This window comes from Parasphingorhabdus sp. (assembly GCF_036964675.1).
Lineage (GTDB): Bacteria > Pseudomonadota > Alphaproteobacteria > Sphingomonadales > Sphingomonadaceae > Parasphingorhabdus.
This window is the reverse complement of record NZ_JBALTF010000060.1, coordinates 1-11,768: the sequence shown is the minus strand read 5'-3', so window position 1 is coordinate 11,768 and position 11,768 is coordinate 1. Positions and strand designations below refer to the sequence as shown.

The following is an 11,768-nucleotide window of genomic DNA, read 5'->3' as shown; positions in this document are numbered from 1 at the left end:
GTTACCGAACAGCCTTTGGTGCCGTTGCGCACATCGCCGATCTGATGGACTTTTTCACCAGCCGCTTCGAGATCTGAGGTAATCGCCTGCGCCTCGTCGGGGGAGACCGCCAATACCATGCCGATCCCGCAATTGAAGGTCCGCGCCATTTCTTCGGGCTCGATATTGCCCTGTGCCTGCAGGAACGCCATCAGCCGGGGCTGCTCCCAGTTCGCCGCATCGACATGGGCGTGCATGCCATCCGGCAATACGCGCGGGATATTTTCGAGCAAACCGCCGCCGGTGATGTGGGCGAGCGCCTTGATCCGTCCGGACTGCATCAGCGGCAGGAGCGATTTTACATAGATTCGGGTCGGGGCGATCAATGCTTCGATCAATAATATGTCCGGGTTGAACAGGGCAGGGCGCTCCATTTTCCAGCCTTTGTCCGCTGCCAGTCGCCGGACCAGCGAAAAACCGTTGGAATGGATGCCGGAGGATTCGAGGCCGAGCAGGATATCGCCTGGCTCGATCGTCGCTCCGGTTACGACTTTGTCGCGTTCGACTGCGCCAACGCAGAAACCGGCAAGATCATAATCCCCTTCCGCATACATGCCCGGCATTTCCGCCGTTTCGCCGCCGATCAACGCGCAGCCCGACATCTTGCAGCCTTCGGCGATTCCCGCCACAACCCGTTCGGCGATGCCGTTTTCCAGCTTGCCGGTGGCAAAATAGTCGAGGAAGAACAATGGTTCCGCCCCTTGCACGATCAGATCGTTGACGCACATGGCGACGAGATCGATTCCGACCATGTCATGCCGGTCATGGTCAATCGCGAGCTTGAGCTTGGTGCCGACGCCATCATTGGCTGCGACCAGCAGAGGGTCCTGATAGCCTGCCGCCTTGAGGTCAAAAAATCCCCCAAAACCGCCCAGTTCGGCATTGGCACCGGCGCGCGCCGTGGCTTTTGCCAGCGGCGCTATCGCCTTGATCAGGGCATTGCCCGCTTCGATGGATACACCGGCTTTCGCATAGGTGTAAGAATCCGGCTCATTTTGCTTTTCACTCATAACTTGTGCGATTAGACAAGTCGCGGCTGGATTTCCACGCCATAATCGTCAAAAGGGCGCAAATGAGTTTTTTGACTGACTTCAGGATCAAGTTCGCTGCCATCATATCCGTCGTGACCATGCTCGCCGGAACGGTTGTCTATGCCCAGCTGGAAGGCACCGAACGCGGGGTTGCGCCGCTTGCCAGCACCGGTGACTTCGAAGTCATGGGCGTGGCAGTCGATGTCCATGGCGATAACGCCATCGAGGCCCGCAAAAAAGGCTGGGAAGAAGCCCAGCGCAAAGCCTGGAAGATGCTCTACAAGCGCACTCATGGCAGTGAAACCGAAGGTTTGCCCGACGCCAGGCTCAATACAATTGTCTCTGCGATCATCGTCGAGCAGGAGCAGATCGGTCCAAGACGCTATATCGCAACGCTGGGCGTGATGTTCGATCGGGCGAGAGCCGGGTCGATTCTGGGTGTCGGTGGTCAGCGATTGCGATCGCCGCCGCTGCTGGTGCTGCCGGTGATGTGGAGCGGCGGTTCCGCTCAGGTATTTGAAAGCCGCACCGAATGGCAAAAGGCCTGGGCGCGCTTTAGCTCTGGCGACAGCGCTATCGACTATGTCCGCCCTTATGGATCGGATAGCGAGTCGCTGGTGCTGACCGCGGGGCAGGCCAATCGCCCGAGTCGGCGCTGGTGGCGCAGCATATTGGATCAATTCGGCGCAGCGGATGTCATCATCCCGATTGTCCGGCTGACCTATGAATATCCCGGGGGACCGGTGACCGGGCGTTTTACCGCCCGCTATGGCCCCGACAACCGCTATGTAGACAGTTTCACGCTGAAAGTGGCCCGCAGCGAAGATATTCCCAAGATGCTGGATCAGGGCATTGTGCGCCTGGACAATATCTATGCCAGCGCCTTGTCGCGCGGCGTGCTGAAAACCGACAAGTCGCTGATCATCGAAGATCCGTTCAATCTGGATGAATTGAGTCTAGACGATTTTGATCTTGAAGACGGTCCGGCGCTCGAGAGCGGCGGACTTGAAGGTCCTGCGAGCATAACGGGGCCTGGCGGATCAGAATCGGGTGGCGAAGCGCCCGCGACGACGGCCGCCGCCACGACCAGCATTTCGCTGCAATTTGATACGCCGGATGTCGGCGCGGTCGGTCGCGGCGAATCGGCGGTGCGGTCGATTCCGGGGGTTACGTCCGCTTCGACATCCAGCCTCGCGCTGGGCGGCGTTTCGGTCATGAACGTGACCTACAGAGGTGATATTTCTGCTCTTGCCCAGGCCCTTCGGGCACAAGGATGGCAAGTGCAGCAGGGAGCGGGCGCCTTGCGTATCAGTCGTTCCGGACAATGAAGTAACCAAACCGTGAGTCAGATAGCTCTCCCTCTTGAACAAAAACCGTCGCCGGAACAGGGCGGATATCTGGTGACCGCGGCCAATGCCGAAGTGCATCAGCACTTGCAGCACTGGCGCGACTGGTCGCACCACACGTTGATTCTGACCGGGCCCGCAGCCTCCGGCAAAACCACCATGGCTGCGGCGTTCGCAGCGGAGAGTGGCGGCTTGTGCCTCGATGATGCCTGCGAATCCGAGGATATGGAGATTTTCAATCTGTGGAATCGGGCGAATGGCGAGCATAAGCCGCTATTGCTGGTCTCGGCACAGCCGGTTGCGCAATGGGGGGTCTCGCTTCCCGATCTGCAATCCCGTCTCGCCGCCTCGCTGCATCTGGAAATCGGCGCGCCCGATCAGGCGATGATTGACGGGCTGTTCCAGAAATATTTCGCGACGCGTGGCCTGACCATATCCGAAGACGCGTTGCGTTATCTGGAAAAACGCATGGTCCGGTCCTATGCCATGGTGCGCCAACTGGCGCAAAAAATGGATTCGCTTGCGATCGAGTCCAAAAAACCGATAAATTTGGCAATCGCGAAATCGGCGCTCGGTTTTTTTGACGCTGATGATGAGAAGGTGGTAATTTAACCCATGGGAAATCCTGCTGCAGAGTCGCTGGATGCGGACATATTGCCCGGGGATGCTGCCGTCGGCGCATTGGCGGAAGACAGCAGCAAGCGCTATTTCAATCGCGAAATAAGCTGGCTGGGCTTTAACGAGCGGGTTATCGAAGAGGCGGAAAACAGCGCCCATCCGTTGCTCGAGCGACTGCGCTTCCTGTCGATTTCCGGCAGCAATCTGGATGAATTTTTCATGGTTCGCTTCGCCGGGCTGGTCGGGCAATATCGCCAGAAGATTGAAGAACGTTCGGCCGATGGCCTGACCGCCACGCAGCAGCTGGACGCCATAGCAGCCCGAACGGATTCGCTGCTTGAGCATCAGCAACGGGTATGGTCGGCCCTGTCCAAGACGCTGGCCGACGAAGATATTTTTGTTTCGGACGTGCCCGAACTTGCCGATGCTTCGAAAGCCTGGCTCAGACAGCATTTTATCGACCAGATATTCCCGGTGCTGACTCCGCAGGCGCTCGATCCGGCCCATCCTTTTCCCTTCATTCCCAACAAGGGACTGAGTCTGGTTTTCGATCTGGTCCGTGAATCGGACAATCAGGGGATCAGGGAACTGGTGATGATTCCGTCGGGCCTTCCCCGTTTCATCCGCTTGCCCGGTGAATCGGCGATCTATGTTTCTGTCGAGACCGTTATCCAGGCATTTTCCGATATTCTGTTTCCCGGCTATGCGGTGAAAAGCAGCGGCCTGTTCCGGATCATCCGCGACAGCGATATCGAGGTCGAGGAAGAGGCGGAAGATCTCGTGCGCTATTTCCGCAGCGCGATCAAACGCCGCCGTCGCGGCGATGTGATCCGGCTGGAAATGGGGCCGAAGCTGGCCGAACCCGTGGTTGCGATGTTGCGCGAGAATCTGCTGCATGACGGCGCCACTGAAAGCCGGATCAATGGTCTGGTCGGTGTCGCTGATCTCGAAATTCTGGTCGATGAAGACCGCCCGGATCTTAAATTCACGCCTTACAGCCCGCGCTTCCCGGAGCGGATTCGCGATCATGGCGGCGACTGTTTCGCCGCGATTCGCGACAAGGACATCCTGGTCCACCACCCCTATGAATCATTCGAGGTGGTGATCGAGTTTCTCCGGCAGGCGGCTGCCGATCCCGATGTGGTGGCGATCAAGCAGACGCTTTATCGTGCCGGCAAGCAATCCGCTGTCATCCGGGCGCTGATTGATGCCGCAGAAGCCGGCAAATCGGTAACCGCGATCGTCGAACTGAAGGCGCGCTTTGACGAAGAGCAGAATCTGCTCTGGGCGAGCGCGCTGGAACGCGCTGGCGTGCAGGTTGTTTACGGATTTATCGAATGGAAAACCCACGCCAAAATTTCGATGGTCGTGCGCAAGGAACAGGAAGGCTATCGCACCTATTGTCATTTTGGCACCGGCAATTATCATCCGATAACCGCCAAAATCTATACCGATCTCAGCTTCTTCACCGCTGACCCGCGGGCGGCGCGGGATGCCGCGCAATTGTTCAACTATATCACCGGCTATGTCGAGCCGAAGGCGCTGGAGCTCATTTCCATGTCGCCGCGGGATATGCGCAAGGACCTGATGGGTCTGATCGATCAGGAAATTGCCAATGTCCGGGCCGGCAAGCCCGGCATGGTCTGGGCGAAGATGAATTCGCTGGTTGATCCGGCGCTGATCGAGAAGCTCTATCAGGCGAGCAATGCCGGTGTCGAAATTGATCTGGTGGTCCGGGGCATCTGCTGCCTGAGGCCAGATGTGCCGGGCATGTCGGATCATATAAGAGTCAAATCGGTGGTCGGTCGCTTTCTGGAGCATAGCCGTATCTGGGCATTCGGCAATGGCCGGGAACTGCCGAATGACGGCGCGAAAGTCTATATTTCGTCGGCCGACTGGATGCCGCGCAACCTCGACCGGCGTGTGGAATATATGATGCCGATCACCAATGAAACCGTCCATGATCAGATATTGGATCAGGTCATGGTGGCCAATTTGATCGATGACGAGCAGAGCTGGGAATTGAATGCCGACGGCAGCTACACAAGGGTGAAGCCTTCCGACAAGCCGTTCAACCTGCATCGCTATTTCATGACCAACCCGTCCCTGTCCGGGCGCGGCAAGGCGCTCAAGAAAAGCAATGCGGTTCCCCGTCTCAGCCTGCGTCGCCGCAAGAAAAAGGCGTGACCGACGTGCTGGTGCAAAAAGGTATATTGGCACAATCCGGGCAGGCAAAAAAAAGGCAATCCATCCGGCGCACGGCGATTGTCGATATCGGTTCAAATTCCATCCGGCTGGTCGTCTATCAGGGCCCGGCCAGGGTCCCCGCGATCCTGTTCAATGAAAAGGTCATGGCGGGTCTGGGCAAGGAATTGTCGACCACCGGCGCGATCGGCAAGGATTCGATGGCGCTGGCCGTGCGCGGGCTGAAGCGTTTTCATCGCCTGTGCATGGAAATGGAAGTCGACCGGATCAAGAGTTTCGCCACGGCGGCGGTACGGGATGCCAGCAATGGCAAGGACCTGCTGAAAGCGGCGCGCGAAATCGGCTTTGATGTGGTGGTGCTGCAGGGCGAGGAAGAAGCGGAATCGGCGGCGCTGGGCGTTATTTCCGGCATACCGGATGCCAAAGGCATTGTCGGTGATCTGGGCGGAGGCAGTCTGGAACTGGCGCTGGTCGACCAGGGCAAGGTGCTGGAACGCTTTTCCTTCCCGCTCGGCGTGCTCAGGGTTGCGGACCTGCGCGCCAAGGGACAGGACGCGCTGAAGGGTCAGGTGCGCAAGATGCTCAAGAAAACCGGATGGGAGAAGCAGGCGCAAGGACTTCCTTTCTATCTGGTCGGTGGTTCCTGGCGGTCTCTCGCCCGGCTCGACATGTTTGACAGCCACTATCCGCTCCCGGTCATCCACAATTACGAGATGGAACCGCGCCGCGCACAGCGGCTGGTCAGCCGGCTGGCGCAATTGAACCGGGACAAGCTCAAGACCGTGCCCGGTCTGTCTACGTCGCGCATACCGACGCTGAAGGATGCCGCCTGGCTGTTGTCGATGCTGGTGCGCTATCTGAACAGCAGCAAGATGGTTGTTTCTGCTTATGGGGTGCGGGAAGGCTTGTTGTTCCAGATTTTGAGCAAGCAGGAAGCGGCGCGTGATCCGCTGCTGCTGGCGACCGAAGATGCCGGAACGGCACAGGCCCGTTTCCCGGCGAACAGCAAATTGCTCGGCAAATGGATTGCCGAGATTTTTTCCGACGATCCGTCCGAGTGGCATCGCATCCGTCAGGCCGCCTGCAATCTAGGCGATGTCGCGTGGCGCGCCAATCCCAATTTTCGGGCCGAGCGGGGGCTGGAGATGGGATTGCATGGCAATTGGGTCGGGATCACCGGACCGGAACGCGAAATGCTCGGGCAGGCGCTCTATACCAGCTTCGGCGGCGGCAATGACATCTTCCCGGGCGGCGGTCAGCTTGCCAGCGAACAGGCAACCAAGCGGGCGATCAGCTGGGGACTGGCCATGCGTCTCGGGCAGCGGCTGAGCGGCGGCACCCGCAATCCGCTGGAACAGACGCACATCCGCAAAACGGGGAAAAAGCTCGAGCTGACGATCGCCGGCGATCTGATCCATCTCTATGGCGATGCGGTTGCCAAACGGCACGGGCATCTCGCCAGTATATTGGGGCTGGAGCCGGTGATGACCGGCGTATAGCGCCTGATTCGGGCTATTCCGGCTCTGCGACGTCACCCTCTTGCTGGTGAGTCATTTTGAGCTTGCCGTCCTTGACCGTGAAGCTCACCCGGCCTTCGACCAGATCCAGCGCATCCCGGCCAAATTCTTCATAACGCCAGCCCTCGAGCAGCGGCACATCTTCGCGTTCGCCAGCGACGATCCGCTCCAGATCATCGGCACGGGCCAGCAGGCGAGACGCGACATTCATCTCCGCCGAACGAATCTTGAGCAACAATTTGAGCAGATCCGTGACCAGTGCATTGGATTTGCCATTCTTGGGACGCCGACCAATTTTCAGCGGCAGATCATCGACGGACAGTGGTTTGGCCTGTTCGATCACCTCCATCAGGCGAGCGCCGATATCATTGTTTTTCCAGCCCGCCGACAGTCCACGGACCTGTCCCAGCTTGACCTGGTCCCTGGGTGGATTGGCAGCAATATCGGCCAGTGTTTCGTCGCGCATGATCCGCCCGCGCGGCAGGTCCTTGGACTGGGCTTCGGTTTCGCGCCAGGCGGCGATCGCTTTCAGCCTGCCGAGCATTTCCAGATTGCGGCCTTGCGACTTGACCCGCAGCCAGGATTTTTCCGGATCATTGACATAATTGTCCGGATCGGCGAGCTTTTCCATCTCGGCATTGATCCACATGCCACGGCCGGTCTCGCGCAATTTTTCCAGCATCATCGGGAAAATTTTGGCGAGATGGGTGACATCGGCTACGGCATATTCCAATTGGCGCGTGTTGAGCGGTCGCCGCGACCAGTCGGTAAAGCGCGCGCCCTTGTCCAGCGTAATGCCCAGCCAGCTATCGACCAGATTGGCATAGCCGATCTGTTCGCTCTGCCCGATCGCCATCGCCGCAATTTGCGTATCGAAGATCGGATGCGGGGTCTTGCCGGTAATATTGTGGATGATTTCAACATCTTGTCCGCCGGCGTGGAAAATCTTGAGGACATTTTCATTGTTGACCAGCAGTTCCATGAGCGGTCCAAGATCAATGCCCTTGAACAGCGGGTCAATCGCGGCGGCTTCCTTGCCGTCGGAAATCTGGATGAGGCAGAGTATCGGCCAATAGGTGTTCTCGCGCATGAACTCGGTATCAACCGTCACGAAATCCGCAGTCGCGAAGCGTTCACAGATGTCGGCGATGTCCTGATTGTTCGTCAGCAAATTATGGATGTGCATTTTTATCCTATACAGCGCGCGCTTCACCCCGCAAACCTTATCATGAACGCCGGATTAAATTTGGGGGTAAATGATGGCAATTTGGTCACTGATAGCAATCACAATTCTGCTTCTATTGTTGTTCGGGCAGATGATGGCGAATTGCGGTGATGTCTTTCTGGCCATGATGGACCCGCGACCGATTGGCGGAAAAACAATAGAAATCACGATATTGGCCTGGGGTTTCGCGGCTAGGCGCGGGCGTTCGCTGCAAGTCGATGATTGTGCCCGTATGGGCATCAACGACATGCGGTTTTTCATGACCGGAAAGGCTGTTTTCATCTGCCTGGTGACCTTCGGTTTCGTCCGGAAAGTGAGCATTGCCTATCGCTGCTATGCCGGCGACCATGATGTGGGAGACGCCTGATGGCGCGGGTCGTGCATCTTGGTCAGCAAGTCTGGACCAATTATCACCAGACCGCAGCCTGCAATCTCAAGAGCCGGATTGAACTGGCGAATGGCGAAGAGATCAACGGTCGGGCGTATCTGAAAAGTGTCGCCGAAACGGTGCTGGGGCTGCTCAGGGAAGCAAGGCAATATCAGATTCCGGTGCGGCCGATCGGGGCGGGCTGGTCACCGTCGCCAATCAACGTGGTCGAAGACGGCTGGCTGGTCGAGACTTTGCGGCTCAACCGGACCTATAAATTGTCGGCCAGGGACCTGCATGCGGATTGCGATGTTGGCGCCGAATCGCTGCTGCTGGTGCAGGCAGGTGCGACGGTCGATGAAGTCTACGAAAGCGCCGAGGAGATCGGTCGGTCGCTGCGCACCGGCGGTGCCAGCAATGGCCAGAGCTTTGCCGGGGCCTGCGCGACCGGCACGCACGGCAGCGTGTGGCAAGCGGGAGGGATTCAGGATCATGTCCGGGCGGTGCAACTGGTGACGCCGGAACGGATATTGTGGATTGAACCGAAAAAGGGCGTGCTGTCCGATGATTTCATCGCGCAGACCGGTGCGGAGATCATTCGCAGCGACCGGATATTTTCCGCAGCCCAGCTCCATGTCGGTGCGATGGGCTTTGTCACGGCGATGCTGATCGAGACCGATCCGATCTACATGGTGCAGAATATCCAGAAGGCAGCGAAGATAAGGCGCGAGCATATCGACTGGCTGTGCCGCGGCGAGTTTCGGAAATTTTCGGAGGCGTTTGGACTGAATGAAGAGCCTTATTTTCAGCAGCTTATTATGAATCCTTTCGATCCTTTCGACAAAAGGAGCCTGTTGCGGTTTCTTTATAGACGCCCTTTCGACCCCAGCATCCCGCCGCCGCCGCCGGGGCAGATGGGAGCCGGGTATGACGCCCTGACCTTGCTCGGCAAGGCGATGGCGGAAAGCGATTTTTTTCAGGCGGAAATATTGCAGCTGGCAATGGAGCAGGCCTATCCGGCCAATCGCGATGTCGATGATCCACCGGCGATTGCCACCTGGGGCCATACGACCGAGGAACATGCGCCGATTGCCAGCCTGTTCAATGGATCGGTTACAATGGATCGTAGCAAGCTTAGTGAAGCCTTTGATTTGATTATTGATAGTTTCAGGCGCGGGGGAGGGGGCACGGTCGTGACGCTGCGCTTTGTCAGCAAGGCAAAAGGCCTATTGGCACCCGCGCACTGGCCGGACAATGTCGTGATCGATTTTGACGGACCGAATGTCGAATCCAGTCACAACGGCTATAAGAAGGTGGTCGAGGCGCTGGACGATGCCGGGATTGCTTTCACCCGTCATTGGGGAAAAACCAACAATCTCGACGAACGGCGGGTGAAGCGGGATTATGAGCAGAATTTCGCCAACTGGAAATGGGCGCAGGCGCAAGTGATGCCGGACGCGGCCGACCGGCGGGTCTTTGCCAATGACGAATTGGTGAAGCTGGGGCTGATCTAGGCTGTTCGATAAAAATATGTTGAAGCTGTCATTGTGCAAGCGCCCCACTTGCGGACTTTGGTCGGGTTGCCTAATCGACGTAAATGCCAAAGAAAAAGAACAAACGGAAAGCCAAAGCCAACCATTTTGCGGAAAGTCCGCTCCCCGCCTTTCGTCGATTACTTTGGCCAGCATTTGGATGGGCAGCACTTGGCCTAGCAGCTGTCATCTTCACGCGTCCAAGCCGACTAGAATTGCTTCTCTCCGGGAATGTAGAGTGGTGGCGGTTAGCTCTCTTTTTCTTGTTGGTCGTTGCGTTGAGTTTCGGTGTAGCTGCCTTCAATGACTGGAGAGGCCGCCGGAAACGCTAGCGTCTGCTCCCCACCCACTTTTTGCCGTTCACGAAAGCTAAAGCCAGAGGCTGCTTCCGGAATACCCCTGACACCCAAAGCCCCTAATCAAGTGCAAAGCACCGCCCCTTCTGCCAATCTCAAGCCTTGACAAATGGCCCGTATCCCTGTGTTACGCCTCCAGTCTTTCCATCTGGGAAAGCATCCAATTCCAAAGGTCCATCATGCACGCATATCGCACCCATAATTGTTCCGAGCTTCGCGCTTCGCACGTCGGCGAGCAAGTCCGTCTGTCCGGCTGGATCCACCGCAAGCGCGATCATGGCAATCTGCTATTTGTCGATCTGCGCGATCATTTCGGTCTGACCCAGATTGTCAGCGAAACCGGCAGCGAGGCGTTCAAGATACTCGACGGCGCACGGGTTGAGTCGGTGGTGACGGTGACTGGCAAGCTTGTCGCGCGCGACGACGAAACGGTGAACAAGAATCTTCCAACCGGCGAGGTCGAGCTGGTCGCCGATACCGTCAGCATGCAGGGGCCGGCGGAAGAATTGCCGATGCCGGTATTCGGCGAACAGGAATATCCCGAGGATATCCGCCTACGCTACCGCTTCCTCGATCTGCGGCGCGAGTCTGTTCATGCCAATATGATGTTGCGCTCCAAGGTGATTGCCAGCCTGCGCAACCGGATGACCGAAAAGGGCTTCACCGAGTTCCAGACGCCGATCCTGACCGCGTCGTCACCGGAAGGCGCGCGAGACTATCTCGTGCCGAGCCGCGTCCATCCCGGCAAATTCTATGCGCTGCCGCAGGCGCCGCAGATGTTCAAGCAGATGCTGATGGTCGCCGGTTTCGACCGCTATTTCCAGATCGCGCCCTGTTTCCGCGACGAAGATGCTCGCGCCGACCGTTCGCCGGGCGAATTTTACCAGCTCGATTTCGAAATGAGCTTTGTCACCCAGGAAGATGTGTTCCAGACGCTGGAACCGGTTCTGGCTGGCGTGTTTGAAGAATTTGCCAATGGTCGGTCGGTCACGCCAGCCGGTGAATTTCCGCGCATTCCCTACAAGGAATCGATGCTGAAATATGGCAATGACAAGCCGGATTTGCGCAACCCGATCATCATTCAGGACGTCAGCGAGCATTTCAAGGGCTCCGGTTTCGGCCTGTTCGACAAGATCACTTCCACCGGCGGCACCGTGCGCGCCTTTGTCGCGCCGCAAGCGGGCAAGAATAGCCGCAAATTCTTTGATGCGATGAATGACTGGGCGCGCGGCGAAGGGTTCGCCGGGCTTGGCTATATCAACATGAAGGAAGGCGCGGCTGGCGGGCCGATCGCCAAGAATCACGGCGAAGAAGGCACGGCGAAGCTGCTGGCCGATCTTGGCTGTGGCCCTGACGACGGCGTGTTCTTTGCTGCCGGCAAGGAAGCCGATGCGGCGAAACTGGCCGGTGTCGCGCGCACCCGTACTGCAGAGCAATTGGACCTGATCGACAAGAATGCGTTCAAATTCTGCTGGATCGTCGACTATCCGATGTTCGAATATGATGACGAGCTGAAGAAAATGGATTTCTCG

General features: G+C 57.9%; 9 protein-coding genes. 7 read left to right on the top strand and 2 right to left on the bottom strand.

What is annotated here, in order from left to right; translation table 11 throughout:
- Positions 1-1,049, bottom strand: a 1,049-nt coding sequence (purM, locus tag V7665_RS10695) for a phosphoribosylformylglycinamidine cyclo-ligase (RefSeq protein ID WP_335664528.1), incomplete at its 3' end; no start/stop codon positions are given.
- Between the two features lie 62 nt (positions 1,050-1,111).
- On the opposite strand from purM, the gene V7665_RS10690 reads away from it, so the two are divergent.
- Genes V7665_RS10690 through V7665_RS10675 form a run of 4 tightly spaced genes read left to right on the top strand, consistent with a single transcriptional unit; the run spans position 1,112 to position 6,738 of the window.
- Positions 1,112-2,398 (top strand): heavy-metal-associated domain-containing protein, encoded by a 1,287-nt coding sequence (locus V7665_RS10690; RefSeq protein ID WP_335664527.1) that lies wholly within the window; start codon positions 1,112-1,114, stop codon positions 2,396-2,398.
- Positions 2,399-2,410: 12 nt separating this feature from the next.
- Positions 2,411-3,028, top strand: a complete 618-nt coding sequence (locus tag V7665_RS10685) for a chromosomal replication initiator DnaA (protein ID WP_335664526.1) — start codon at positions 2,411-2,413, stop codon at positions 3,026-3,028.
- Between the two features lie 3 nt (positions 3,029-3,031).
- On the top strand, positions 3,032-5,221 hold the full coding sequence (locus tag V7665_RS10680; protein WP_335664525.1) for an RNA degradosome polyphosphate kinase: 2,190 nt from the start codon (positions 3,032-3,034) through the stop codon (positions 5,219-5,221).
- Positions 5,218-6,738: a Ppx/GppA family phosphatase gene (locus V7665_RS10675; RefSeq protein ID WP_335664524.1), complete on the top strand. Its 1,521-nt coding sequence runs from the start codon at positions 5,218-5,220 to the stop codon at positions 6,736-6,738. Before V7665_RS10680 ends, V7665_RS10675 begins: the two co-directional genes overlap by 4 nt.
- Positions 6,739-6,751: 13 nt before the next feature.
- On the opposite strand, the gene rnd is transcribed toward V7665_RS10675, so the two are convergent.
- Positions 6,752-7,942 (bottom strand): ribonuclease D, encoded by a 1,191-nt coding sequence (rnd, locus tag V7665_RS10670; RefSeq protein ID WP_335664523.1) that lies wholly within the window; start codon positions 7,940-7,942, stop codon positions 6,752-6,754.
- Between the two features lie 70 nt (positions 7,943-8,012).
- Between rnd and V7665_RS10665 the strand changes: the two genes are divergently transcribed.
- The 3 genes from V7665_RS10665 to aspS all read left to right on the top strand — a co-directional run.
- Positions 8,013-8,348 carry a hypothetical protein gene (locus V7665_RS10665; protein ID WP_335664522.1) on the top strand — a complete coding sequence of 112 codons (336 nt, stop codon included), beginning with the start codon at positions 8,013-8,015 and terminating at the stop codon, positions 8,346-8,348.
- Positions 8,348-9,862, top strand: a complete 1,515-nt coding sequence (locus V7665_RS10660; protein ID WP_335664521.1) for an FAD-binding oxidoreductase — start codon at positions 8,348-8,350, stop codon at positions 9,860-9,862. Before V7665_RS10665 ends, V7665_RS10660 begins: the two co-directional genes overlap by 1 nt.
- Positions 9,863-10,415: 553 nt before the next feature.
- Positions 10,416-11,768: aspartate--tRNA ligase (gene aspS / locus V7665_RS10655; protein WP_335664520.1), on the top strand; the 1,353-nt coding region annotated here is incomplete at its 3' end.

Coding starts and splice junctions, on each gene's coding strand:
- V7665_RS10660 (WP_335664521.1), top strand. CDS start 8,348: ATGGCGCGGGTCGTGCATCTTGGTCAGCAAGTCTGGACCAATTATCAC.
- V7665_RS10665 (WP_335664522.1), top strand. CDS start 8,013: ATGATGGCAATTTGGTCACTGATAGCAATCACAATTCTGCTTCTATTG.
- V7665_RS10690 (WP_335664527.1), top strand. CDS start 1,112: ATGAGTTTTTTGACTGACTTCAGGATCAAGTTCGCTGCCATCATATCC.
- rnd (WP_335664523.1), bottom strand. CDS start 7,942: ATGCACATCCATAATTTGCTGACGAACAATCAGGACATCGCCGACATC.
- V7665_RS10680 (WP_335664525.1), top strand. CDS start 3,032: ATGGGAAATCCTGCTGCAGAGTCGCTGGATGCGGACATATTGCCCGGG.